Source organism: Streptomyces sp. WAC 04229 (genome assembly GCF_003947455.1).
Classification (GTDB): domain Bacteria; phylum Actinomycetota; class Actinomycetes; order Streptomycetales; family Streptomycetaceae; genus Streptomyces.
In genome coordinates this window covers 18602-44287 of the sequence record NZ_QHJH01000049.1, presented here as the reverse complement: position 1 = coordinate 44287, position 25686 = coordinate 18602, and the positions used below count along the sequence as shown (strand labels likewise).

General features: G+C 71.7%; 21 protein-coding genes and 1 pseudogene. 11 read left to right on the top strand and 11 right to left on the bottom strand.

The features are described 5' to 3' along the window. The 3 genes from DMH12_RS16140 to DMH12_RS16130 all read left to right on the top strand — a co-directional run. On the top strand, nt 1-1101 hold a 1101-nt coding region (locus DMH12_RS16140), incomplete at its 5' end, for a hypothetical protein (protein WP_260474223.1). A 139-nt stretch (nt 1102-1240) separates the two neighbouring features. Beyond that, nucleotides 1241-2176, top strand: coding sequence for a hypothetical protein (locus tag DMH12_RS16135; protein ID WP_125492270.1), 936 nt, complete (start codon nt 1241-1243; stop codon nt 2174-2176). A gap of 334 nt (nt 2177-2510) precedes the next feature. Continuing rightward, the gene (locus tag DMH12_RS16130; protein WP_125492269.1) at nt 2511-3776 is read left to right on the top strand and encodes a hypothetical protein; all 1266 of its coding nucleotides are present in this window, start codon (nt 2511-2513) and stop codon (nt 3774-3776) included. 13 nt (nt 3777-3789) lie between these two features. Here DMH12_RS16130 and DMH12_RS16125 read toward each other — a convergent pair whose 3' ends face one another. From DMH12_RS16125 to DMH12_RS16100, 6 genes are all read right to left on the bottom strand, one after another. After that, nucleotides 3790-5115: an Nramp family divalent metal transporter gene (locus tag DMH12_RS16125; protein WP_125492268.1), complete on the bottom strand. Its 1326-nt coding sequence runs from the start codon at nt 5113-5115 to the stop codon at nt 3790-3792. A 67-nt stretch (nt 5116-5182) separates the two neighbouring features. Then, nucleotides 5183-5878, bottom strand: a complete 696-nt coding sequence (locus tag DMH12_RS16120) for a hypothetical protein (protein WP_125492267.1) — start codon at nt 5876-5878, stop codon at nt 5183-5185. Between the two features lie 64 nt (nt 5879-5942). Then, nucleotides 5943-7421 carry a GntP family permease gene (locus DMH12_RS16115; protein WP_125492266.1) on the bottom strand — a complete coding sequence of 493 codons (1479 nt, stop codon included), beginning with the start codon at nt 7419-7421 and terminating at the stop codon, nt 5943-5945. A gap of 129 nt (nt 7422-7550) precedes the next feature. Further along, nucleotides 7551-7961 (bottom strand): RidA family protein, encoded by a 411-nt coding sequence (locus DMH12_RS16110; protein WP_114532128.1) that lies wholly within the window; start codon nt 7959-7961, stop codon nt 7551-7553. Beyond that, nucleotides 7958-8722 (bottom strand): IclR family transcriptional regulator, encoded by a 765-nt coding sequence (locus DMH12_RS16105; RefSeq protein ID WP_122615976.1) that lies wholly within the window; start codon nt 8720-8722, stop codon nt 7958-7960. Before DMH12_RS16105 ends, DMH12_RS16110 begins: the two co-directional genes overlap by 4 nt. Continuing rightward, nucleotides 8719-9768 (bottom strand): sugar kinase, encoded by a 1050-nt coding sequence (locus DMH12_RS16100; protein WP_125492265.1) that lies wholly within the window; start codon nt 9766-9768, stop codon nt 8719-8721. The genes DMH12_RS16105 and DMH12_RS16100 overlap by 4 nt, the downstream gene beginning before the upstream one ends. A gap of 205 nt (nt 9769-9973) precedes the next feature. On the opposite strand from DMH12_RS16100, the gene DMH12_RS16095 reads away from it, so the two are divergent. The 4 genes from DMH12_RS16095 (at nt 9974) to DMH12_RS16080 (ending at nt 14710) form a co-directional block, all read left to right on the top strand. Next, nucleotides 9974-11269, top strand: coding sequence for an amino acid deaminase (locus tag DMH12_RS16095; RefSeq protein ID WP_125492264.1), 1296 nt, complete (start codon nt 9974-9976; stop codon nt 11267-11269). A 30-nt stretch (nt 11270-11299) separates the two neighbouring features. Further along, nucleotides 11300-12910 carry an amidohydrolase family protein gene (locus DMH12_RS16090; protein WP_125492263.1) on the top strand — a complete coding sequence of 537 codons (1611 nt, stop codon included), beginning with the start codon at nt 11300-11302 and terminating at the stop codon, nt 12908-12910. An 83-nt stretch (nt 12911-12993) separates the two neighbouring features. Further along, on the top strand, nt 12994-14205 hold the full coding sequence (locus DMH12_RS16085) for a pyridoxal phosphate-dependent aminotransferase (protein WP_125492262.1): 1212 nt from the start codon (nt 12994-12996) through the stop codon (nt 14203-14205). Between the two features lie 82 nt (nt 14206-14287). Continuing rightward, entirely contained in the window at nt 14288-14710 is a 423-nt protein-coding gene (locus DMH12_RS16080; protein ID WP_125492261.1) for a hypothetical protein, read from the top strand. A 205-nt stretch (nt 14711-14915) separates the two neighbouring features. Here the strand turns inward: DMH12_RS16080 and DMH12_RS16075 are convergent, their stop codons facing one another. Next, nucleotides 14916-16736, bottom strand: a complete 1821-nt coding sequence (locus tag DMH12_RS16075) for a phosphoenolpyruvate carboxykinase (GTP) (protein ID WP_125492260.1) — start codon at nt 16734-16736, stop codon at nt 14916-14918. Between the two features lie 286 nt (nt 16737-17022). On the opposite strand from DMH12_RS16075, the gene DMH12_RS16070 reads away from it, so the two are divergent. Further along, nucleotides 17023-17727: a hemolysin III family protein gene (locus tag DMH12_RS16070; RefSeq protein WP_125492259.1), complete on the top strand. Its 705-nt coding sequence runs from the start codon at nt 17023-17025 to the stop codon at nt 17725-17727. Between the two features lie 29 nt (nt 17728-17756). After that, entirely contained in the window at nt 17757-18491 is a 735-nt protein-coding gene (locus tag DMH12_RS16065; protein ID WP_125492258.1) for a Mut7-C RNAse domain-containing protein, read from the top strand. Nucleotides 18492-18495: 4 nt separating this feature from the next. Here DMH12_RS16065 and DMH12_RS16060 read toward each other — a convergent pair whose 3' ends face one another. The 3 genes from DMH12_RS16060 to DMH12_RS16050 all read right to left on the bottom strand — a co-directional run bounded on the left by DMH12_RS16060 (nt 18496) and on the right by DMH12_RS16050 (nt 23395). Continuing rightward, on the bottom strand, nt 18496-19698 hold the full coding sequence (locus tag DMH12_RS16060) for a glycosyltransferase family 2 protein (protein ID WP_125492257.1): 1203 nt from the start codon (nt 19696-19698) through the stop codon (nt 18496-18498). A gap of 177 nt (nt 19699-19875) precedes the next feature. Beyond that, complete coding sequence (locus tag DMH12_RS40245) at nt 19876-21903, bottom strand: thioredoxin domain-containing protein (protein WP_185832344.1); 2028 nt, start codon at nt 21901-21903, stop codon at nt 19876-19878. A gap of 106 nt (nt 21904-22009) precedes the next feature. Then, entirely contained in the window at nt 22010-23395 is a 1386-nt protein-coding gene (locus tag DMH12_RS16050) for an NAD(P)/FAD-dependent oxidoreductase (RefSeq protein ID WP_125492255.1), read from the bottom strand. Nucleotides 23396-23466: 71 nt separating this feature from the next. Between DMH12_RS16050 and DMH12_RS16045 the strand changes: the two genes are divergently transcribed. Then, a complete protein-coding gene (locus tag DMH12_RS16045; RefSeq protein ID WP_125492254.1) occupies nt 23467-24645 on the top strand; it encodes a glutamate--cysteine ligase in 1179 nt (392 codons plus the stop codon). Nucleotides 24646-24654: 9 nt separating this feature from the next. On the opposite strand, the gene DMH12_RS16040 is transcribed toward DMH12_RS16045, so the two are convergent. Next, nucleotides 24655-25053, bottom strand: a complete 399-nt coding sequence (locus DMH12_RS16040) for a hypothetical protein (RefSeq protein WP_260474222.1) — start codon at nt 25051-25053, stop codon at nt 24655-24657. Here DMH12_RS16040 and DMH12_RS16035 point away from each other — a divergent pair. Next, nucleotides 24996-25424, top strand: a pseudogene (locus tag DMH12_RS16035) (TetR family transcriptional regulator); the annotation flags it as partial. The gene DMH12_RS16040 and the pseudogene DMH12_RS16035 overlap by 58 nt on opposite strands. Nucleotides 25425-25686 lie beyond the last annotated feature (262 nt).

Sequence of the window (25686 nt, the reverse complement as noted above, 5' to 3'; positions counted from 1 at the left end):
GTGGGCGGGGTGGCCGGGGTCGCCCTGGCCGGGGTGGGCGGGGTTCTGGTCCTGCCGGCGGACGAACCGGCCGGGCCCGCACGGTCCAGCGTCGCCTCGAGCGGCGGCGCTCCGACCGCCGCCACGACCGCCTACTCGGGCGACGACCTGCTGCGGGAACTCAAGGATCGGCTGCCCAAGGGCGTGACCAGCCAGGAGGAGGCCAGGGGGACGCACGACTGGCCCGGACCCGGCGCGGCGCTCGTGTTCGACGACAGCGCCGGGGCCGCCGCGATCTCCCTGGGCGTCCAGCGGCTCCGGCCGGGGAGCGAACAGGTCCGCGACGTGGGGAAGTGCCCCGACAAGAACCTCACGGACTACGACGACTGCGTCACCGACCGGCTGGCCGACGGCTCGCTGCTCCGGCTGTACCGGGGCTACGAGTATCCGGACCGCCGCGCGGAGACCAAGCTCTGGTCCGCCGACCTGGTCACCGCCGAGGGGCACCACGTCACCCTGTCCGAGTGGAACTCCCCCGCCCAGAAGGGCGCCCCGGTCAGCCGCGACGAACCTCCCCTGACGACGGCGCAGTTGCGGGGGATCGTCACCGCCGGGGTGTGGCGCCGGGTGGCCGACGCCATCCCGGAGCCCCGCAAGCCGTCGGCCGCACCGAGCACCGAGCGGCCCCGGGCCGCCTCCGGCAAGGCCGTCGCCGACACCCTCGCCCGGCTGCTCCCCGAGCAGCTGAAGGTCGTCGCGCAGGGCGGGCAGGAGTCCGAGTACGCGTACGTCGTCGTGGACGACGGACGGGGCGCGAGCCTCGTCCAGATCAACGTGCAGCACGGCATGGACGACGTCGCCGACGAGTTGTACGGCGACGGCGAGACCCTGCCCGACGGCACCCGCGTCGCGACCCGGCAGAGCCCCGGCGAGAAGGGCGGCTCCGGCGTCGTGATGTGGACCGCCGACACACTGCGCGCCGGACCGGACGGCTTCCGCGTGGTCGTCAGCGCCTTCAACACCGGCGACCAGAACGAGGCCGCCACCCGCGAGACCCCCGCACTGACCATGGATCAGCTGCGGGAGATCGCGCTGAGCAAGGAGTGGGACCGGTTGGGATGACGGTGCCGGGGCATCGGGTCAACTGCTCCTTGAGGCACACCTGATGCCCGATCTTCCCTTCTCCGCCCTACGGGCAGGCCGCCCGTGAGGGCACGAGGCTAGAGTGCCAACAGGCCCTGCCCCCTCAGGAGGACGGATCATGCACGCCCAAGACGAACGCTCCCAAGCTCACCGGCCCGGGAGTACCCGTACGGTGCCCCGCCGCGTCGACGACGCCGCGGTGACCGCCTCGCGGATGCCCGGCACTCCGCACTCGGCCGTGGTGTTGCAGCGGGCCATCGGCAACCAGGCGTACAGCCAGGTGGTGCAGCGGGCACCGGCGAACGCCCCCGCTGTTCCAGAGGGGGCCAAGATCGACCTCACACTGGCGGAGGTGGAGGCGCGGTTCAGGAAGTTGGCGGCCGAGAACCCACAACTGGCCGAGGAGCAAAGGCCGAGGTGGGAAAAGCTGCACGTCGTCCTGAAGGAATTCGACGCATGGATGCGCAGCATCGAGGTCGGGTACCGGTTCGGTGGCAGCCTCATCGCGTACCTCTACGGAGCAGAGAGGTCCCCTCAGGACATCGACATCGACGTGTCGAACGGCGACAACATGACCCGGCTGTTCAACGCCATGGAGAGTTCAGGCGACTGGACCGGACAGACCGGTGGGCGGGACAACAAGCTGGAGTCCATATATTGCAAGAACGCGAAGGTGCCGGAATTCCAGTTCGATGTGTCCAGTGAGACCACGGCCTTCAACAGCCCGTTCGAGCTGCAGGAATCGATGCAGGTCGAAGGCGACGCTGTCATTTCGGGGGACAAGATCTCGCGGGACGAGCTGATCCTCAACTACCTGGACCGGATGATCCAGAAGCCTGATACCGCGAGGGCCAAGGGCGACGACAATCAAGTTGCCGGCCTTCTGAGGGCGACCGGGTGCCGTACGACCGCCGATGTCGACGCCTACTGGACTCGGAACATCGAGCCGGCCATCAAGGCGGGTGACCCGCGTACCTCCGGTTTGCGTGAGAATCTGGCGAGCATCGCCAAGGAGAGGTTCGCAAGCGACGGGGACAAGATGGATCTTGACTGATCCATGGTCCGGTCCAGGACCAGCAGCAGGCCCGCAATCGCCGGGGTGCCGATGCCAAGTCCGCCATTGCGCCGCTCACGATCGGCTGCGGGGTCGCGAACCGTCCTTCGAGGGCATTCCTCGCTGCCCGTTCGGCCCTTTTCCGGCATCTTCCGGAAGTGCCACCATGACGGCAGGCCGAACCGGAGGGACAAGCGTGTACTTGCGCCGTTCTCGTACGGACGAAACGACTGTGCGCCCCGACGCTCCGAGGCCCTCGGCCCCGCCGCGGGACATGTCCGCGTCCCGCCCGCTCGATGTTCCGTCTCTCCAGCAGCTCGCGGGAAACAACGCGGTGGCGCGTACGGTGCACGACCTGCCCGTCCAGCGAGTCGGCACCACGGCGGCTCCGGGCGCACGCGCGCCCCGGCGGCTGGAGGAGGTACTCCCCCGTGACAGCTGGTGGCGGACCCAACTCGACCCGGCCCACCACGAAGAGGCACGGCGGACGCACCCGCAGAACCCCGGGGAACTGTACGACCACCAGGAGTCGCCGGGTTACCAGGCCAGCATGACGGCCGCGTACGACCAGCACCTCAACGGCGAGGACATCGGCGAACGGGTCGACTTCGCCAAGTACAACGCGATGCACGATTCCGTGGTGTCCGGGCTCGGCAAGGACTTCGACCCCTCCGGCAAGGACGGCTACGCGACCAGCTTTCCCCTGCGTGCGAGCTCCCCCACACCCTCGGTGCTGGACGAGGAGATCGACGGCAGGCGGCTGACCGTCAACAGGGACGGGTTCGCCGGTACGGGCGTCAGACCGGACGCCCTCACCTGGTACGGCCGCATGCACGGGGCTCCCAACGTCCTCATCGAGACCCTCTACAAGCACGACGAGGTCGAGCGTTTGGTCACGCAGATCCTCGACCGTCTGTATGCGGATCTCGACAGGTCGGAGACCGACCGCGACCGCTTCAAGGCCATCGGGCGAGCGGTTCGGAGTATCCACATCGTCCACCCGTTCGAGGACACGAACCGGCGGCTGAACGTGCACGTGCTCCTGCCGCGACTGCTCCTGGCGGCCGGTTTCCAGCCGGTGATCTTCAAGGACATGGACCAGCTCTTCCAGGGCGGACGGTCCCTGGACCAGATCGCCGACGCCCTGGAGAGGGGACAGGGACTGGACCTCACCAGCGACGATCTGGAGCCCACCGAGTCCCGCTACGACCGTCCCTGGTACGAGAACGACGGGCCGGCGGTCGCGGGCACGACGGGGACCATCGTCATCCCGACCTTCTCCTCGCTGCAGACACCCCAGAGCTACTACGAGCCGCTGCACGCCCCCGCTCCCGCGGGAGGCTACGAACACTTCGAAGCGGACGGCCCGGGACCGGCTCTGGTCCACGGGCAGTACCCGGAGATGGGCGGCCCGGGGCCGACGATGAAGCACCCGCCCCGGACGAAGTCCGGCCCCGGCGGGACCGTCCGACGAACGGACACGGCCGGACGTGCCGAGCTGACCGAGTACCTGGTCGGGGCCCTGCAGCAGCAACCCGCCGGCCACGGAGACCAGGCAGGCCCGGACGGGCGGCGTCCCCCGCAGCAGGGGCGCGGCTGAGCCCCCGCCGCCGCTACTGGAAGAACTCCGACCACGGCTGGTCCCAGACCTGCTTCACGCACAGGACCAGGAACAGCAGGCCCGCGACCGTCAGCATGCCGTTGCTCAGCCGGCCGTTGCGCCACTCGCGGGGTGTGCGGGAGGAGTTGAGGAGCCACATCAGGGTCAGGGCGAGGAAGGGCATGAAGGCGGCGCCCAGGACGCCGTAGATGATGATCAGGCGGAAGGGCTCGTCCTGGAAGAGCAGGACGATGGGCGGGAAGGTGAGCCAGAGCAGGTACGCGCGGAACGCCCAGGAGCGTTCGCGGCGGCCCGAGGCCAGTTCGTCGCCGCGTGCCTCGCGCTCGCCCCGCAGGCGCGCCAGGAAGTCGGCGAACATCAGGCTCACGCCGTGCCAGACGCCGATCAGCGAGGTGAAGGAGGTGGCGAAGAAGCCGATCAGGAAGAGCTTGCCCGTGGCCGTGCCGTACTCCTGCTCCAGGACGTCGCCGAGCTGGATCAGGCCCTTGTCGCCGCTCGCGATCGCGATGTTCGCCGAGTGCAGCAGTTCCGCGCCGACGAAGAGCATGGCGATGACGAAGACGCCCGTCGTGGCGTACGCGACCCGGTTGTCCAGGCGCATGACCTTCATCCAGCCGGTGTTGGTCCAGCCCTTGGCGTTGACCCAGTAGCCGTACGCGGCCAGCGTGATGGTGCCGCCCACGCCGCCGATCAGGCCGAGGGTGTTGAGGATCGAGTCCTTCTCGTCCGGGAGGACCGGGAGGAGGCCGGCGAAGGCCTCGCCGAGGTTGGGGGTGACGCGGATCGCCAGATAGACGGTCACGACGAACATGACGCCCACCAGGACCGTCATGACCTTCTCGAAGACGTTGTACTTGTTGAACCAGACGAACACCAGGCCCACCAGACCGCAGGCGATGCCCCACCATTCGAGGTCCATCACGTCCGGGAAGAGGGCCTGGAGCGGCAGCGCGCTGGACGACATCGCGGCCGCGCCGTAGACGAAGCCCCAGATCACGGCGTATATCGCGAAGAACCACGTGGTCCAGCGGCCGAGGCTCGCCCAGCCCTCGAAGAGCGTGGTCCCGGTGGACAGGTGCCACCGGCCGCACGCCTCGGCCAGGGAGATCTTGACCAGGCAGCCGATGACCGCGGCCCACAACAGTGTGTACCCGAAGTTGCTGCCCGCGATCAGGGTCGCCACGAGGTCGCCGGCGCCGACCCCGGTCGCCGCGACGACGATGCCGGGGCCGATGTAGCGCCAACTGGACTTACGCGGGGCCGAGTCGGTCCCGCCCGCCGCGCCCGCGTCTGTGGTGTTGCCCGTGAGGTCCGCCATGAGGGTCAAGAAAGCTCATGGCCGCCGGTCGGACAAGAGGGCGTGCGCGGATCTTCACCCGATGCGCTTACTCCTCGGCGTCCGCCGCGGGCTTCCCGCCGGACTTGGAGGCCGGCTTGGAGTCCGAGTCGGTGTCCGGCTCGGTGTCCGGCTCGGTGTCCGGCTCGGTGTCCGGCTCGGCGTCCGACTTCGCCTCGGACTCGGGGTCCGGCTCGGCCTCGGACTCGGACTCCGTCTTGGCCTCGTCGTCCTCGAAGTACGCGTCCAGGACCTCGTCCAGGGCCGACTCCCACTCCGCGAACCGGCTCCGGGACGTCGCCTCGATCTCGATCGGGTACCAGCGGCGGTCCGGCGTGTGCACCGTGACGGTGAACCGCTTGCCGAAGCGGCCCGTCTCGGTCTCCACGGCACCGACCTCGTCCCAGCGGAACTCGCAACTCTGATCGTCGAGGGAGAGACGTACGCCCTTGTGGTCCGCGACGATCCGCGCGCGGCGGTCGGCGGCCTCGAAGACGGGACCGTCCACGGGGGCCGCCGCCTCGTCCGTTTCCGCGGAGTCCTCGGCGGATTCCCGGGCGGGCGGCACGCCGTCCGCGACGCGGTCCGCCTCCACCCCGGTCTCCGCATCCGCGTCCGCGTCCGCCTTGTCGCGTCTCACGTCCGCCGGCTCACCGGACACGGGCGCGGTGAGCCCGGGGATGAATGCCGGGTCGAATCCGGCGCCTTCCAGGGGCTGGCTGCTCGATCCTCTGCGCTGCTCCACAGCGGGCAGTATGGTCGACAAACCTGTGCCGGACACAGTCGGTCCCGACTTCGTTATCAGACGCCTACACGAACAGGCTCAGTACCGCCGCGACCGCGAAGCCCGCCAGCGACAGCACGCTCTCCAGGACGGTCCACGTCTTCAGGGTGTCCCGCTCGCTGATGCCGAAGTACTTGGCGACCATCCAGAAGCCGCCGTCGTTGACGTGCGAGGCGAAGATCGAGCCCGCCGAGATGGCCATGATGACCAGCGCGACGAACGCCTGCGAGTGGTCGCCCTCCGCCAGCAGCGGTGCCACGATGCCCGCCGTCGTGACGATGGCCACGGTCGCCGAGCCCTGCGCGACCCGCAGCACCAGGGAGATCAGGTACGCGAGGACGATCACCGGCAGGCCGACGTCGTTGAAGGTGTCGGAGAGCGCCTGGGCGACGCCGCTGCCCTTGAGGACGGCACCGAAGACCCCGCCCGCGCCGACGACCAGCAGGATGTTGCCGACCGGCTTCAGCGAGGCCGTCGAGACGGTCTCCAGGGACTTGCGGGACCAGCCGCGGCGGATGCCGAGCAGGTAGTAGGCGAGGAGGAGCGCGATGGTCAGCGCCACGAACGGGTTGCCGAAGAACTCGATGACCGAGCGGAGCGTGGACGGGTCCAGGGCGATGGAGGAGAAGGTCGCGGCGAGGATCAGCACCAGCGGGGTGCCGATGATGCCGAGGACCGTGCCGAGCGCGACCGGGCTCTCGTGCGGCTCGACGCCGGACGCCCGCTGCTCCTCGATGACGGCCTGCTTGGCCTCGTCGGCGGCCTCGACCATGTCCTGCGGGACGGGCACGAAGATGCGGCGGCCGACCCAGGCGGAGAACACCCAGGCGGCGAGCACGGCGGGGATGCCGCAGACGATGCCCATGAGGATCACCCAGCCGAGGTCCACCTTCAGCAGCCCGGCGGCGGCGACCGGCCCGGGGTGCGGCGGCAGGAAGGCGTGGGTCATCGACAGGCCGGCCAGCAGCGGCAGGCAGTAGATCAGCACCGACTTGCCGGAGCGCTTGGCCGCGGCGTAGACGATCGGCGCGAGGACGAAGATGCCGACGTCGAAGAAGACCGGGATGCCGAAGATGAGGCCGGTGAGGCCCATCGCGAGGGGGGCGCGCTTCTCGCCGAACAGGCCCAGCAGGCGGGAGGCCAGCACCTGCGCGCCGCCGCTGACTTCGAGGATCGCGCCGAGCATGGTGCCCAGGCCGATGATGATGGCGACGTGTCCGAGGATGCCGCCCATGCCGGACTCGATGGTGGAGACGGCGTCGGACTTCTGGACGGTGCCGAAGAGTTCGGTGACCGAGAGGCCGGCGAGCAGGCCGACGGCTATGGAGACGGCGAGCAGCGCGACGAAGGGCTGCAGCCGCACCTTGATGATCAGGAAGAGCAGCAGCACGATGCCGATCGCGGCGACGGTCAGCAGACCTGCGGTGCCGTCGATCAGGGTGAGCAGACCGCCGGTGTGCGGTGGGGTCTCGGCGGCGGCGAGCTGGAGGGACACAGGGGGCATTCGGGGGTCCTCTGGCTAAACACATGGTGCTTTCGGGCAGGGCGGGGCGCGGCACGGCGCCCCCTGGGGACGGGGAGCGCCGTGCCGTGCGACAGGCGGTTCGGGAACGCGGAGGGCCGAGGGGGAGGGTCAGCCCAGGACGGCGAGCGCGTCGATCTCGATGAGCAGGCCCGCGGGGAGGCCGACGTAGACGGTCGTGCGCGCGGCGGGCGGCTGGGTGAGGCCCTGCTCCGCGAAGTACGCGTTGTAGATCTCGTTCATCTCGGCGAAGTGGTCCACGTCCGTGAGGTAGACGCGGATCATCATCACGTCGTCCCAGGAGGCGCCGCCCTCCTCCAGGATCGCCTTGACGTTGGCGAGGGTCTGGAGGGTCTGCTCGCGCAGGGTCGGGCCGGCCGGGGTGGGGGCCTTGCCCTCCTCGTGGGGGAGGAAGCCGACCTGGCCGGCGACCTGGAGGATGTTGCCCTTGCGGACGCCGTGGGAGAACTTCGCCGGCGGGGTGGTGTGGGTGGCCGGGGTGAGGGCGATCTTGTCGGTCATGTGGTGACTTCCTTGACTGGGGTCCTGCCGGAGTACTCGCCGCTGATGGCGTCCGCCGTACGGCGCACCAGCGGGAGCAGGGTGAGGAGTTCGTCGGCGGTGACGACGACGTTCGGTGCGGAGACCGACATCGCGGCGACCACCCTGCCGTCGGCGCCCCGGATGGGTGCGGCGACGCAGTTGATGGACTCCTCGTGGCCACCGAGGTCGGTGGCCCAGCCCTGTTCGCGCACCTTGGCCAGCTCCTTGAGGAAGCCGTCGGCGTTCGGTGTGGAACGGGCCGTGTACATGGGGTAGTCGAGCTGCTCGACCACGGCGCGGCGCTCGTTCTCGGGGAGGTCGGCGAGGAGCAGCTTGGCCACGGCGGCGACGGTGATGGCGACGGGCTTGCCGATCCGGGAGTACATGCGGACCGGGTAGCGGCTCTCCACCTTGTCGATGTAGAGGACCTCGCCCTCCTCGTGGACGGCGAGGTGGACGGTGTGTCCGACCTGCTCGTTGAGGCGTACGAGGTGGGGGTGGGCGATCTCCCGGACGTCGAGGTTCTCCATCGCCTCCTGGGCGAGGGAGATGAGCCGGGCGCCGAGGCGGTAGCGCTGGTCGGACTGGCGGTAGACGAAGCCGTGGTCGTGCAGGGTGCGCAGGAGGCGCAGCGCGGTGGACTTGTGCACGCCGAGGCGGTCGGCGACCCGGCCGAGGTCCGCGGGGCCCTCGGCGAGCAGCGGCAGGATGCTGAGCGCGCGGTCGACGGTCTGACTCATGGTGTGCGTGCCTCCTCGTCGGCCCTCTCGCCGGCCTGGGTCCAGCCGGGGCCGAGTCGCAGTCTCCCCCACGCCGCGTCGTCGAGGGCGGCGAGGCGGTCGGCGTGGTCGCGGGCGGGGGGCGTGGCGAGGTCGCCGGGGACGGTGAGGGCGGCGGCGGCCATGAGGTGGCCGTGGCGCAGCCGCTCGCGCACGGGCAGTCCGCGCAGGGTGGCGGAGAGGAACCCGGCGGCGAAGGCGTCGCCCGCGCCGACCGCGGCGACGACATCGACGGTGAGGGCGGGTACGGAGGTGGCCTCCGTGCCGTGGAAGGCGGTGGCGCCGGTCGCGCCCTGCTTGACGACGAGGACGGCGGGCTCGGGCAGCGCGGCGCGCACGGCCTGGGGGCCGCCGAGACCCCAGGCCTCGTCCTCGCCGACGAAGACGATGTCGGCGCCGCGGGCCAGTTCGAGCAGTACCTCGGGGCCCTCCCCGGACTCGCGCCACAGGCCGGGGCGGTGGTTGACGTCGAACGAGACGAGGGGGCCCCGGGCGCGGCCGGGGCGCCGGGCGGTGAGTTCGCGCATCAGGCCGAGGCAGTCGGCGGAGAGCGCGGGCGTGATGCCGGACACGTGCAGGACGCGGCCGGAGCGGAGGGCGTCGAGGTCCATGGTGTCGACGGACATCGCGGAGGCCGCGGAGCCCGCCCGGTAGTACGCGACCTCGTGGGCGTCGGTGGCGCGGTCGCCGGCGGTGCGGAAGTAGATCCCGGTCGGGCGGTCGGGGTCCCGGCGGACGAGGGAGACGTCCACGCCGTAGGCGCCGATGGCCTCGACGAGGTGGTCGCCGAAGCCGTCGGCGCCGACCCGGCCGGCCCAGCGCGTGGTGTGCCCGGCGGCGGCGAGCACGCAGGCCACGTTGGACTCGGCGCCGCCGATGGCCCGGTCGAAGGAGGGGACGTCGGCGAGGCGCCCCGGCCGCGAGGGCAGGAAGGTGACCATGGACTCGCCGAGCGCGACGACGTCCACGACGTCGGGGGCGGTGCTGGTGGGTCCGGTGGCGGTCACGATGGTGGGGGCTCCCTTGCGGCTCTGTGGGTCTTCGGGTCTTCGGGTCCGCGGCTCCCGCAGCTCGCGGCTCGCGCGGGTCTCGCGGGTCTCGCGGGTCTCGGGGGATCCGTTGACCCCGCGTTGGCCGAGATGTTAGACACCAGTAAGCGACATACGCAATGACCGTTGCACACAATGCAACACTGCAACTCATGGAGGCTCCATGGCCCTCGACACCGGCACCGATGCCCTCGCCCGTCTCGCCGAGGAGCACGTCGACCACCGCTTCAAGGGCCTCCCGCCGGACGCCGACGGCCTGACCGTCGCGGAGCTGGCCGGACAGCGCCGGAACCTCTTCACCGACGGCTTCGCCACGCCCGTGCTGGCCCTCTCCGCCGAGCGCCTGGAGCACAATCTCGCGCTGATGGAGACGTACGCGGCCCGGCACGGCCTCGCCTTCGCGCCGCACGGCAAGACCTCCATGGCCCCGCAGCTCTTCCACCGCCAGATCGAGCACGGCGCCTGGGGCATCACCCTGGCCGTGCCGCACCAGGTGCGGGTGGCGCGCGCCTTCGGCGTCGGGCGGATCTTCCTCGCCAACGAGCTGGTCGACGCCGCCGCGCTGCGCTGGATCGCCGCCGAGCTGGACGCCGACCCCGACTTCCGCTTCGTCTGCTACGCCGACTCCGTGCGCGGCGTCGAGCTGATGGACGCGGCGCTCACCGGCGCGGGGGCCGCCCGGCCGGTGGACGTCGTGGTCGAGCTGGCCGCCGGTGAGGGGGCCCGGACCGGGGCGCGCACCGAGGCGGACTGCGCGGCCGTCGCGGACGCGGTGGCCGGCACCCGGACCCTGCGGCTGGCCGGGGTCGCCGGATACGAGGGCGAGGTGCCCGACGCCGACCCGGAGCGCGTGCACGCCTGGCTGCGGCGGCTGGTCGCGCTGGCGGCAGAGTTCGACAAGGCCGGACGGTTCGGCGCGGGCGGCCTGGACGAGATCGTGCTGAGCGCGGGCGGCAGCGCCTGGTTCGACGCGGTGGCCGACGTGTTCGCCGAGGTTCCCGGCCTGTCCCTGCCCGTACTGAAGCTGCTGCGCTCGGGCGCCTACGTCTCCCACGACGACGGGCACTACCGGGAGGTGACCCCCTTCAACCGCGTCCCCGCCGAGGGCGCCCTGGAGCCCGCGTTCCGGCTGTGGACCCAGGTGGTCTCCCGCCCCTCCCCCGAGCAGGCCTTCGCCAACGCGGGCAAGCGGGACGCGGCGTACGACCTAGACCTGCCGTTCGCCCAGGTGGTGCGTCCGGCGGACGGCGGGCCCGAGCGCCCGGCCACCGGCATCTCGGTCACCGGCCTGTCCGACCAGCACGCCTGGCTGCGCACCGCCCCGGAGGCGGAGCTGGCGGTCGGGGACTGGCTGGGCCTGGGTCTGTCCCACCCCTGCACGTCCTTCGACAAGTGGCAGCTCATCCCGGTCGCCGAGGCGGACGGGACGGTCGTCGAGTACATCCGCACGTTCTTCTAGGAACACGTTCTTTCAGGAAGGGACCGGGACATGGAAGAGCTGGTCATCCGGGACGCGGAGGTCGTGGACGGCTCCGGCGCCGCCTCCTACCGCGCCGACGTCGTGGTCGACGGCGGCCGCATCGTCTCGATCGTCAAGGAGGCGGCGGCCGCGGGCTGCCAGCGCCCCGAGGCGCGCCGCGAGCTGGACGCCGAGGGCCTGGTCCTCTCCCCCGGCTTCATCGACATGCACGCCCACAGCGACCTGGCGCTGCTGCGGGACCCCGACCACAGCGCCAAGGCCGCGCAGGGCGTCACCCTGGAGGTCATCGGCCAGGACGGGCTCTCGTACGCGCCGGTCGACGACCGCACCCTCGGCGAGGTGCGCCGCGCGATCGCCGGGTGGAACGGCCCCGGCGACGACATCGACTTCGACTGGCGGTCTGTGGGCGAGTACCTGGACCGGCTCGACCGGGGCATCGCGGTCAACGCGGCGTACCTGATCCCGCAGGGCACGGTCCGCGCCCTGGCGGTCGGCTGGGACGACCGGGACGCGACCGACGCCGAGCTGGAGCACATGCGGCGGCTGGTCGCCGAGGGCATGGAGCAGGGCGCGGTCGGCATGTCGTCCGGGCTGACGTACACGCCGGGCATGTACGCGAAGGACGCGGAGCTGACCGAGCTGTGCCGGGTGGTCGCCGGGTACGGCGGCTACTACTGCCCGCACCACCGCTCGTACGGCGCCGGGGCGCTCCAGGCGTACGAGGAGATGGTGGAGCTGACCCGGGAGGCGGACTGCCCGCTGCACCTGGCGCACGCCACCATGAACTTCGGCGTCAACAAGGGCAGGGCCCCCGAGCTGCTGACGCTGCTCGACGAGGCGCTGGCCGCCGGGGCCGACATCACGCTCGACACGTACCCCTACACCCCCGGCTGCACCACCCTCGTGGCGATGCTGCCGAGCTGGGCGAGCGAGGGTGGCCCGGAGCAGATCATGAAGCGGCTGTCGGACGACGACACCGCCGAACGCATCCGGCACCACATGGAGGAGATCGGCGCCGACGGCTGCCACGGCGTGCCCATCGAGTGGGACAGGATCGAGATCTCCGGCACCGGTGACCCGGCGCTCGGCGAGTACGTCGGCCGCACGGTCATGGAGTCGGCCACCGCGCGCGGCGAGGCCCCGTGGACGGTCGCCAGGAACCTGCTGCTGACCGACCGGCTGGCCCCGACCATCCTCCAGCACGTCGGTCACGAGGAGAACGTGCGCGCGATCATGCGGCACCGCGTCCACACCGGCGGCTCGGACGGCATCCTCCAGGGCACCAAGCCCCACCCGCGCGCCTACGGCACCTTCCCGCACTACCTCGGCCACTACGTGCGCGAGCTGGGCGTGCTCTCCCTGGAGGAGTGCGTCGCCCACCTCACCTCGCGCCCGGCGGCCCGGCTGCGCCTGCCGGACCGGGGTCTGGTCCGCGAGGGGTACCGGGCGGACCTGGTGCTCTTCGACCCGGCGACGGTCGCGGCGGGCAGCACCTACGAGAACCCGCGCGTGCTGCCGGCCGGCATCCCGTACGTGCTGGTGGAAGGGCAGTTCGTGATGGCGGACGGGCGGCGTACGGACGTGCTGGCGGGGCGCTCGGTACGGCGGAGTTCCCGGTGAGTGACCAAAACCGCCCATACCGCATGTCTCAAGTGGCGGATAACACGACCCATGAAACGTAACCGGGTCGTAAGCTCACGGACATGCAGGTGATCCAGTCGACCAAGCTCGCCAACGTCTGTTACGAGATCCGGGGCCCGGTGCTCGAGGAGGCGATGCGGCTGGAAGCGGCCGGACACCGCATCCTGAAGCTGAACACGGGCAACCCGGCGGCCTTCGGTTTCGAGTGCCCGCCCGAGATCCTGGAGGACATCCTCCGCAACGTCTCGACGGCGCACGGATACGGCGACGCGAAGGGTCTGCTGGCCGCCCGCCGCGCGGTCGTCATGCACAACCAGACCCTCGGCATCGAGACGGACGTCGAGCACGTCTTCATCGGCAACGGCGTCTCCGAGCTGATCGTGATGGCGATGCAGGGGCTGCTCGACGACGGCGACGAGGTCCTCGTCCCGGCGCCCGACTACCCCCTGTGGACGGCCGCCGTCTCGCTCTCCGGCGGCACGGCGGTCCACTACCGCTGCGACGAGCAGTCCGACTGGATGCCGGACCTCGCCGACCTGGAACGGAAGATCACCGACCGCACCAAGGCGCTCGTGATCATCAACCCGAACAACCCGACGGGCGCGGTCTACGACGAGGCGATGCTGCGCGGCCTGACCGACATCGCACGCCGGCACAACCTGCTGGTCTGCTCCGACGAGATCTACGACAAGATCCTGTACGACGAGGCCACGCACACCCCGACCGCGGCGATCGCGCCGGACCTGCTGACCCTCACCTTCAACGGCATGTCGAAGGCGTACCGGGTGGCCGGTTACCGGGTCGGCTGGATGTCGATCTCCGGTCCGCGCGCGCACGCCGAGTCCTACATCGAGGGCCTGACCGTGCTGGCGAACATGCGGCTGTGCGCCAACATGCCGGGGCAGCACGGCGTGGTCGCGGCGCTCAGCGGGCGGCAGACCATCAACGAGCTGGTGCTGCCGGGCGGGCGGCTGCGGGAGCAGCGGGACGCCGCGCACGCGGCGCTGACCAGCATTCCGGGCGTGACCTGCGTGAAGCCGAAGGGCGCGCTGTACCTCTTCCCGCGGCTCGATCCCACGGTCTTCAAGATCAAGGACGACCGGCGGATGGTCCTGGACCTGCTGCGGCAGGAGAAGATCATGGTCGTCCAGGGCACCGGCTTCAACTGGCCCGAGCCGGACCACTTCCGGGTGGTGACGCTGCCCACGGCCGGTGACCTGCGCGAGGCGGTATACCGGATCGGGAACTTCCTGGAGGGCTACAGCCAGCCCTGAGCCCGACCAGATCCTGAACGCCCTCAACTTTAGATTGATTCCAATGTAGGATGGCTTCCTGGAGCAAACAGGAGGCCGTCCCATGTACGAAGCGATCCGCAGCAAGTCGGTCCACAGCACGGCGGCCGGCACCACCTCCGACTTCCCCCACCGGTCCCGGGAGGAAGAGCTGGACATCCAGCTCGCCGGCCACCTCGCGGCGCTGCTCGCCGTCACGGACGAGCTGCGCGCGCTGGCCCCCGACGCCGACCTGGACGCCGCGGCCGAGCGGCTCGCCGGGCAGGTGGCCCGGCTGCGCGGAGGACGGGCGCCGGTCCGCGTGCCGGTGAGCGCCGCCCACCCCGAGCCGCACCCGCCGGCCCTGCACCGCCGCGCGCACACGCTGGCGGGCCGTGCCCTGGTGGTGGCGGCCTCCCGCGCCGACACGGCGGCCGCGATCCTGACCGCCGAGCGCATGGACGTACACGCCGCCGCCCTCGCCCCGCGGTACGCGTCGGCCTCGTGACGTACGCCGAGGGCCGGAGCCCTCGTACACCGAAGGGCCGGGTCCATCGCACGCCGTTGTGCGGGGACCCGGCCCGAGCGGGGTGTCCGCCCGGCTCCAGGACATCGAGCTACAGGAGCGGGCAGAACCCCATCGCGGCCGGCTTTCGTGACGACTTCACTGGTCAGGGCTAGTCGAACCGGCCGCGAAGCAGGGAGGCGGAAGATCAGCCCAGGCGCTGCACCAGGGCCCGGTACTGGTCCCACAGCTCGGTGGGCGTGTGGTCGCCGAAGGTGTTGAGGTGCTCGGGCACGAGCGCCGCCTCCTCGCGCCACACCTCCTTGTCGACGCTGAGCAGGAACTCCAGGTCGGCGTCGGGGAGGTCGAGGCCCTCGGTGTCGAGGGAGCCCTTGGCCGGCAGCACGCCGATCGGCGTCTCGACGCCCTCCGCGCGGCCCTCCAGACGCTCCACGATCCACTTCAGGACGCGGCCGTTCTCACCGAAGCCGGGCCAGACGAAGCGGCCCTCGTCGTCCTTGCGGAACCAGTTGACGTAGTAGATCTTCGGCAGCTTGGACTGGTCCTTGTCCTTGGCCACGTCGATCCAGTGCCCCATGTAGTCGCCCATGTTGTAGCCGCAGAAGGGCAGCATGGCGAAGGGGTCGCGGCGCAGCTCGCCGACCTTGCCCTCGGCGGCGGCGGTCTTCTCGGAGGCCACGTTGGCGCCGAGGAAGACGCCGTGGTTCCAGTCGAAGGACTCGGTCACCAGCGGTACGGCGGTGGCGCGGCGCCCGCCGAAGAGGATCGCCGAGATCGGCACGCCCTTGGGGTCCTCCCACTCCGGCGCGATGATCGGGCACTGCGCGGCGGGGGTGGTGAAGCGGGCGTTGGGGTGCGCGGCCGGGGTGCCGGACTCGGGCGTCCAGTCGTTGCCCTTCCAGTCCGTCAGGTGGGCGGGCGTCTCCTCGGTCATGCCCTCCCACCACACGTCGCCGTCGTCGGTGAGCGCGACGTTGGTGAAGACGGAGTTGCCCCACAGGGTCTTCATCGCGTTGGCGTTGGTGTGCTCACCGGTGCCGGGCGCGACGCCGAAGAAGCCGGCCTCGGGGTTGATGGCGTACAGGCGGCCGTCCTCGCCGAAGCGCATCCAGGCGATGTCGTCGCCGATCGTCTCGACCGTCCAGCCGGAGATCGTGGGCTCCAGCATGGCGAGGTTGGTCTTGCCGCAGGCGGACGGGAAGGCGGCGGCGACGTACTTGGGCCCACCGGTGGGCGGGGTCAGCTTCAGCACCAGCATGTGCTCGGCCAGCCAGCCCTCGTCGCGGGCCATGACGGAGGCGATGCGCAGGGCGTAGCACTTCTTGCCGAGCAGGGCGTTGCCGCCGTAGCCGGAGCCGTAGGACCAGATCTCGCGGTCCTCGGGGAAGTGCGAGATGTACTTGGTGCTGTTGCAGGGCCAGGGCACGTCCTTCTCGCCCTCGGCCAGCGGGGCGCCGAGGGTGTGCACGGCCTTGACGAAGAACCCCTCGTCGCCCAGCTCCTCCAGGACCGGCTGTCCCATGCGGGTCATCGTGCGCATGGAGACGGCGACGTACGCGGAGTCGGTGATCTCCACGCCGAGCGCGGAGAGCGGGGAACCGAGGGGGCCCATGCAGAAGGGCACGACGTACATGGTGCGGCCGCGCATCGAGCCGCGGAACAGGCCCTGGTCGCCACTGAAGATGTCCCGCATCTCGGCGGGGTCCTTCCAGTGGTTGGTCGGGCCGGCGTCCTCCTCCTTGGCGGAGCAGATGAAGGTCCGGTCCTCGACGCGCGCGACGTCGGAGGGGTCGGAGGCGGCGTAGTAGGAGTTCGGCCGCTTGATGGGGTCGAGTTTGCGGAAGGTGCCCTTCGCCACGAGCTCCCCGCACAGGCGCTCGTACTCGGCCTCGGATCCGTCACACCAGACCACGTCGTCCGGCTGGGTCAGTTCGGCGATCTCGTTCACCCACGAGATCAGCTCCTGGTGGTTGGTGGGGACGGGGGGAGCAGCGATGTCGCGCGCCACGATTGCTCCTAGATGAGGGGTTTGTGGTTGGAGGCCCCTTGGGGGCTGCGACCCGGACGCGTGACGTTGACCTCGTGGGCGCTCATCCGGTGTCGACCGCACTCATTTGATCATCCGACGTGAGCGCCCATCTGTCCAGAGGGCGTCACACTTGAGCGGAGTGAGGATCGCCACGTGCACACGGCGGGGATGCGGGGCAGGAGGGCCCGTGAGACGATGGCCACTCGCCGTTCGTCATACGTCCGTACTGATACGTAACTTACGGAACCGTAGGTACGATGCGCTCATGACTGCGTCCGTCCCCGACGAGCCCAGGGACACGCCGGCCGACGGCCGCGGCCCTGTGGCGATCTCCCTGCCGCATCCGGTCAAGCCGAAGCTGCGCGGCTGGCTGCACCTGGCCATGTTCCCGGCCGTGCTGGTCGCTGGCCTCGTGCTCACCGCCCTCGCCGAGTCGACCCAGGCCCGTGTCGCCTGCGGGATCTACGTCCTGACGGCCTGTCTGCTCTTCGGCGTCAGCGCGCTCTACCACCGGGGCAACTGGAGCCCGCGCATGGACGGCGTGCTGCGGCGCCTGGACCACGCCAACATCTTCCTGATCATCGCGGGCACCTACACCCCGCTCACGATGCTGCTGCTGCCCGGCGCCCAGGGCGAGTGGCTGCTCTGGGGCATCTGGGCCGCCGCGGCCGCGGGCATCGTCTTCCGTGTCTTCTGGGTCGGCGCCCCGCGCTGGCTCTACACCCCCTGCTACCTCGCCATGGGCTGGGCGGCCGTCTTCTACCTGCCCGAGTTCATGCGGGCCGGCGGCATCGCCGTCCTCGTCCTGGTGATCGCGGGCGGCCTGCTCTACAGCGCGGGTGGCGTGATCTACGGCCTCAAGCGCCCCAACCCGTCCCCCCGCTGGTTCGGCTTCCACGAGGTCTTCCACTCCTTCACCCTGGCCGCGTTCATCGCCCACTACGTGGGCATCTCGCTGGTCGCCTACTAGGCGGCCGGCGGCACGAGGAAGGCCACCGGGTGAACGGTCCCGAGATCCACGTCGAGTTCCCTCCCGAACTGCACCTGTTCGTGCCGCGCGCCCGCCCCACCGGGGTCGCCCGCGCCACCGCCGACGGGGTCTCCACCCTCGGGCACGTCGTCGAGTCCCTCGGCGTCCCGCTGACCGAGGTCGGCGCCCTCCTCGTCGACGGCCGCGAGGTTCCGGCCGGACACGTCCCCACGGGCGGCGAGTCGGTGCGCGTCCGGGCCGTCGCGCACCCCCAGGAGGTACCCGGCGCTCCCCTGCGCTTCCTGCTCGACGTCCACCTCGGCACGCTCGCCCGCCGCTTGCGGCTGCTCGGCGTGGACACGACGTACCAGTCGGCGGACCTCGGCGACCCGGCCCTCGCCTCCCTCTCGGCGGCCGAGCGGCGGGTCATGCTCAGCCGCGACCGGGGCCTGCTGCGCCGCCGCGAGCTGTGGGCCGGTGCCTACGTCTACAGCACCCGCCCCGAGGAACAGCTCCGTGAGGTCCTGGCCCGGTTCCGGCCCGAACTGCGCCCGTGGACCCGGTGCACCGCGTGCAACGGCCCCCTGGCGCCGGCCACCAAGGCCGAGGTGGCCGACCAGCTCAAGGGCGGCACCGAGCGGTCGTACGACGTGTTCGCTCGGTGCGGCGACTGCGGCCGCGCGTACTGGAAGGGCGCCCACCACGACCAGCTGGAGGCGATCGTGGCACGGGCCCTCACGGACGCCGGGCGGGACGGGGCCTAGCGGGTCAGGACACCTGGCGGGGGTGCCGGTCGCCGCGGCGCCTTCGCGGGAGGTAGACGAGCGCCTCCGTGCCGGCGAAGCGCAGGACGAAGGTGATGACCAGGGCCAGGGCGGTGGCCGGCAGTACGGCGAGGCCGAACTGGGCGACGAGCAGGGCGATCAGCGGGATGCGCAGCACCAGGTCGGCGTTGGCGATCAGGGCGAAGCGCAGGGTGCGGTCGGCCCAGTGCCGGTGCCGTCGCCGGTCGTGGAAGAGCAGCCGCTCCAGCAGCAGGAAGTTCCAGGCCACGCCGAACTGGTTGGCGACGATCTCGGCCGGCAGGTAGTGCATCCCGGCCGCCGTCAGCGCCCACAGGGCGGCCAGGTTGGGCACGAAGCCGCTCAGCCCGATCAATCCGAACACGATCATGCGGGCCAGCGGCGCGGCGGTGCGCAGTCCGACCAGATGGCGCAGGAAGCGCAGCCCTTCCCGCGCGGTGGACTTGGACTCCCCGGCGAACCGCTCCTCGAAGACGAACGGCACCTCGGCGACCGTGCCGGGGCGGTCGCGGACGGCCAGTTCCAGCAGGATCTTGTAGCCGAGCGGCTTGAGCGCGTCGGCGGTCACCTCGGCGCGGCGGATCGCGAAGAAGCCGCTCATCGGGTCGCTGATGCCCCGCAGCCGGCGCGGGAAGAGCGCCTTGGTCAGCCAGGTCGCCGCCCGCGAGACCGCCACCCGGTAGCCGCCGGCCAGGCCCGCGCGGCTGCCGCCCCGCGTGTAGCGGGAGGCGACGACGAGCCCGGCCTTCGTCCGCTCACCGGTGGCGACCAGTTCCGGCACCAGCGAGGGCGGGTGCTGGCAGTCGCCGTCCATGACGACGATCCAGTCCGCCCCGGCCGCCCGTATGCCCTCGACGACGGCGCCGCCCAGCCCGCCGACCGGCTCGTCCCGGTGCAGCACGGTGACCGGGAAGGGGCAGTCGGGCGCCGCCGCGCGGATCACGTCCGGGGTGTCGTCGGTGGAGTCGTCCACGAAGACGACTTCGCAGGGCAGCCGGGCCGGCACCGACTCGGCCGTCCGCCGCAGCAGCTGCCGTATGTTCCCCGACTCGTTGAAGGTCGGTACGACGATGGTGACGGCGGCCGGCTCGGGCGGCACCGCGGGCGGCTTCGAGGGACGTACGGCCGGACGGCCCAACGCGCCGGGGACGGTGGACTCGTGGCTCATCGGGCGGCTCCGGAGGGCTGGATTCGGCGGATCTCGATGCGGTCCGCACCGATGCCGAAGACGGCGGCCGGAGCCGAAAGGTTCATGGCGGACGCGACGTCGGTCGGATCGGCCCGCCCCGCCGCGGGCCCGGACGCGTCCGCCCGCCACCCTTGGTCTACCCCCGCACGGGCCGCCTCAGCCGTTCAGCGCGGCCCGCAGCCGCTCCGGATCGGTCGTCGGCGCGTCACAGGTGAAGTTCCGGCAGACGTACGCGGCCGCCGCCCCGCCGACCAGCGGCCGTCCGGCCAGCAGCGGGAACTCGTCGCTCCCCTCCACACCGAAGGCGACGACCGCGCCCGGCGCCGTCCCCAGCAGCGCCGTCCGGTGCAGTCCGCGCGCGGCGGCGTCGGCGGCGTCCGGTCCGACGACGGCGACCTCGCGCGGCCCGTCGAGCAGCGCCTCGGCGGCGGCCAGCCCCCAGCCGACGAAGCGCGGGACCCGCGGGCCGAGCGCCTTCACCACGCCGAGGGCGTGCTCGGCGGCGGTGCGGTGCGGCTCGGAACCGGTGTGGGCGGCGTAGGAGAGCAGGGCGTTCGCGGCGGCGCTCCAGCCCGACGGCGTCGCGTTGTCGGTGGGGTCCTGCGGGCGGCGGATCAGGTGCTCCGCGTCGGACGCCGTGTCGTACAGCGAGCCGGAGGCGTCCGTGAAGCGGGTGAGGACGTGGTCGAGCAGGAAGCCGGCGAAGTCCAGCCAGACGCCCTCCCCGGTGACCGAGGCCAGCGCGAGGAAGCCCTCCGCCACGTCGGCGTAGTCCTCCAGCACCCCGGCGTTGGCACCGGCCCGGCCGTCCTTGCTGGTGCGGGTGAGCCTGACCTGCTCGTCGAGGTGCAGCCGGACCAGCAGGTCGGCGGCGGCCACGGCGGCCTCCACCAGGTCGGGGCGCTCGAAGCAGGCGCCGGTCTCGGCGAGCGCGGCGATCGCGAGGCCGTTCCAGGCGGCGACGACCTTGTCGTCCCGGCCGGGGGCGGCCCGGCCGCCCCGCGCGGCCAGCAGCCGCTCCCGCACCGAGGCGATCCGCGCGGCGTCGAAGACGCCCTCCTGCTGCGGCAGTTGCAGCACGGACGCGCCGTGCTCGAAGGTGCCCTCCTCGGTCACGCCGAAGTACTGGGCGGCGAGTCCGGCGTCCTCGGCGCCGAGCACCTCGGTGAGCTGCGCGGGCGTCCACACGTAGTACGCGCCCTCGACGTGCCGGCCCGTGCCGTCGTCGCTGTCCGCGTCGAGCGCGGAGGCGAACCCGCCCTCCGCGGTGCGCAGTTCCCGCACCATGAAGTCCGCGGTCTCCAGGGCGACGCGGCGGGCGAGGTCCGACCCGGTGGCGCGCCAGAGGTGGGCGTACACGCGGCACAGCAGCGCGTTGTCGTAGAGCATCTTCTCGAAGTGCGGCACGACCCACTCGCGGTCCACGGAGTAGCGGGCGAAGCCGCCGCCCAGCTGGTCGTAGATGCCGCCGCGGGCCATCCGCTCGCAGGTGTCCCGCGCCATCTGCAGCGCGCCCTCGGCGCCGGTGCGGGCGTGGTGGCGCAGCAGGAACTCGACGGCCATAGACGGCGGGAACTTCGGCGCCCCGCCGAAGCCGCCGCGCTGCTCGTCGTACTCCCGGGTCAGCCCGAGCAGCGCCTGCCCGAGCTGCTCCTCGCCGGGCGCCTGCGCGTCGCCGTAGGAGATCTCCCGCCCGGCGAGGTCCCGCACGATCTTCCCGGCGACCTCGGTGACCTCGTCCCGCCGCTCCGCCCAGGCCTGCTGGACGCCCTGGAGCACCTGGCGGAAGGACGGCATGCCGTGCCGGGGCTCGGGCGGGAAGTAGGTGCCGAAGTAGAAGGGCTCCGCGTCCGGCGTGAGGAAGACGGTCATGGGCCAGCCGCCCTGCCCGGTCGCCGCCTGCACGGCCTCCATGTAGACGGCGTCCACGTCGGGCCGCTCCTCGCGGTCGACCTTGACGCTCACGAAGTGCGAGTTGAGGTACGCGGCGGTGGCCTCGTCCTCGAAGGACTCGTGCGCCATCACGTGGCACCAGTGACACGCGGAGTAGCCGACGCTCAGCAGCACCGGCACGTCCCGCCGTCTCGCCTCCGCCATCGCCTCCTCTCCCCATGGCCACCAGTCCACCGGGTTGTCGGCGTGCTGGAGCAGATAGGGCGACTGGGAATCAGCCAGGCGATTCATACCCGTCATCGTCGCATGATCGGGGAGTCCGGCCCAGGATGCGAGATCGACTTCCGCGGAAGGACCGTTCGGACGTGTCGGCCACGAGCGGGCCGGCACGTTCCGGTCAGGGCGCGGACAGGAGTCGGGGATGGGGGTCGAGGGTCAGGTAGAGGCCTCCCGCGGCGCGGTCGGCGGTGGTGGGCAGGGGCACCATGTCGCTGGTGCCGTGGCCGCCCAGTCCGTGCTGCCGTCCGGTGCGCGGCCGGGCGAGTCGCCGCTGCAGCAGGGACGCGGCGTCCTGCTGTGCGTCGTGCAGGTCGTCGAGGCCGGTGACGATGTTCAGGAAGGACTCGTGCAGACGCAGTCGGTCCTGGTCGCGGTGGCTGAGGGCCTGTGCCCGGCGGAAGTACGAGTTGCGGCCGTCGTGGATGCGGTAGAAGGCGCTGACCAGGATGAGGAGGCGTTCGTAGGCGTGCCGGTAGGCGGTGTCGTAGAAGGTGTGGGCGGCATCGGTCTCGACGTCTCCGCGCAGCAGTCCGGCGGTGCAGGCGGCACTGAGGGTGGCGCTGTACATGGCCAGGTGGACCCCGGTCGACAGCAGTGGGTCCAGGAAGCAGGCGGCATCACCGGCGAGGAAGTAGCCGGGGCCGCTGAAGCGCTCGGCGACGTAGGAGTAGTCGCTTTCGACCTTCAGCTCCGAGACCAGGCGTGCCCCGCGCAGGACGCGGGCGAGCAGCGGGCACTGGGTGAGGCCCTGGTGGTAGGCCGCTTCGGTGGAGCCGGTGTGCCGTCGTGCCTGCTTGAAGGAGTGCTTGTCGGTGACCAGGCCGACGCTGAGGGTGCCGTCGTGCAGCGGGATGGCCCACAGCCAGCCGTGGTCCGGCAGGGAGAAGACGCCGATCGCCCCCTGGGGTGCCTCGGGAAGGGGTGGGGCGTCTCGCCAGTAGCCCCATGCGGCCACGTTGCGGAAGACGTCGTGGAAGCGGCGGCTGCCGAGGTGACGGGTGGCCAGTACTCCGGCGCGGCCGGAGGCGTCGACGAGGTGCTGGAAGGCGATCTCGCCGCGGTGTCCGTCGCCGGTGGTCCAGGTGGCCGCCCGCGCCGTGCCGTCCGTGAGGTGGATGCGCCGTACGGAGGTGGCCTCGCGGACGTCGGCTCCCTGCCGCTGCGCGTGACGCAGCAGAAGCTCGTCGAACTGCGAACGGACGACCTGGAAGCTGTACGGGGCGGGCCGGCCGGGCTCGTCGAAGCCCAGCGACCACTGCCGGCCGCCCCAGCCGTAGAAGGCCCCCGTCTTGCGGACGAAGCCGTGCCGTTCGACGGCCTCGCGTGCCCCCATGGCGTCCAACAGCGGGAGCAGGGAGGGGAGAAGGGACTCGCCGACGTGGTAGCGGGGGAACCGGTCCTTCTCGAGCAGGGTGACCGCGATGCCTTGCCGGGCCAGAAAGGAGGCGGCGGTCGATCCCGCCGGGCCGCCGCCGACGACGAGTACCTGGGTTTCCTCCCGCACGCACTTCCCCCAGACGGGTCGATGGGCGATCAACGGAGTCTCGGCTCACTCTACGTGTCAGTCTGTTCACCATGAAGAGCGACAAGTGGCCACAGGGCACCGCTCGGGCGACCGCCGATGCCGCCCGCCGCCGGGCCGCGCGCGGACCGGTACCGCTCACCGTCGGGATCGAGGAGGAGTATCTGCTGGTCGACCCGGTGACCCGGCACCTGAGCGCGAAGGCCGACAAGGTCGTCGCACTGACGGGCGCCGAACTGGGCGACCGGGTCACCACCGAACTCACGCGCTACCAGGTCGAGATCCGCACCGACCCGCACACCAGCCTGACCGACCTCGGCGACCAGCTGTCCGCCGCGCGCCGTGCGGTGGCGGAGGCGGCGGGAAGGCTCGGTCTGCGCGCCGTCTCCAGCGGCACCCCCGTCCTGGGCCAGCACACCCCGCCGCCCCTGACCCCGGGCCCTCGTTACGCCCGGAGCTCCGCCACCTTCCGCGCCCTGGACCACGAGCAGACCGCGTGCGCCTGCCACGTGCACATCGGCGTGCCCGACCTGGCGACCGCGCTGCGCCTGAGCAACCACCTGCGCTGCCGGCTGCCCGCGCTCATCGCCCTGACCGCCAACTCGCCCTACTGGGACGCCCAGGACACCGGATACGCCAGCTGGCGCACCCTGACCCGGTGGCGCTGGCCGGTGGCCGGACCACCCCCGTACCTCGAGTCGCCCAGCCACTTCGAGGACCTCGTCAGCAGCCTGATGGCCACCGGATCGGTGATGGACCGCGGTGGCCTGTACTGGGACATCCGCCCCTCCCACCACGTGCCCACCCTCGAGATCCGCGTCGCCGACGCCTGCCACACCGTCCACGACACCCTGCTGCTCGCCGCGGCCGTCAGGGGGCTGGCCGTCCACTGGCTGTCCGGACCGGGACGTGACCAGCAGGCGCAGCGTCCCGAGCCGGAGGTGCTGCGGGCGGCATGCTGGCGTGCGGCCCGTGACGGCCTGGCCGGCCACAGCCTCGACCTGCGCACGAACCGCCTGGAATCCACCGCCTCCCATCTCGACCGGCTCTGGGAAACGGTCCTGCCCACCTTGGACCGAGCGGAGTCGATGCTCCTGAGAGAGGCGCGCACCCGCCTGGACACGGGCGGGAACGGCGCCGACCGGCAGCGGCGGGCCTACCGGGAGCGACACCGGATCACCGACGTCGTGGACCATCTGATCGAGTCCGCCACCCGCGCTCCGACCACGTGAGCCATGGGTCTACTCGGCCCAGGCACGCTCCAGCTGGGTGCGGAAGGCGGCGGGCTCTCGTCCTACGAGTTCGGCCAGCGTCGGGTCGACGGCGGTGAACTCGCCGTTGCGCGCCGCGGCGAAGATGCTCAGCATCAGGTCGGCGATCGGGGCCGGGGCGCCGTGCGCCAGGACCTGCTCGCGGTAGGCGTCGTCGGGGACGACCGTGCGGGTGAGGGGCCGCCCGGTGGCCCGGGACGCGATCTCGGCGACGGTGTCGAAGTCGAGCGCCGCCGGGCCGGTGAGCGGTGGGGTGGGACCCTCGAAGCGTCCCTCTTCGAGGAGGATGGCCGCCGTGGCCTCGGCGAGGTCGTCGTGGCTTGTTCGCGGTGATGAACCGGGCCGCGGGCCGGGGATCGGACGCGGCACACCGCGCGGGCCTGGAGATCCTCCACGGGCGGGTGCGGCGGCTGGCGGCCGGAGGCTGGCTGCGGGTCGACGAGGAACTGGCGGCCCAGATCATCCGGGCGACCGGCCAGGGGGCGGTCACCACCTGGCACTCCACCCCCGCGGACCGCCGCAACCCGGCACTGTTGACCGTCCTGCGCGAGTCCATGGTCGCGGCCGTCACACGCGCCGAACCGACGGTCCCCGCCGCGGAGTCCGGCTCCGCCGCGGCAGCCCGTGCGCTGCGCGCCGCCCTCCCCGGCGACGCGGACGTCCTGACCGAGGCCGAGCAGCACCTGCTGCGTGAGTGGCTCACGCGTCTGGCGGCGGACGGTGGCGCTCCGCATTCCTGAGGGGTCCGCTGACGACGCGCGCGGTCGAGACGTCCAGGCGTGGACCTCCGGGCATTCATACGCGCGTGTACGAGTCCCACTCGTGTTCCGCACTCGCCGCCCACTACGACGCCTGCCGGGCGCGCCCGCCGCCGCGCCGTACCGCCCCACCTCGTACGGGCCTCTCCCCAGGCTCTCCCCAACGCAGCACACTTGACCCACGCACAACCTGGGAAGGACCCGGGGATGGGGCCGGGAGGGTCCCTGGGGCTCCTGGGTCACC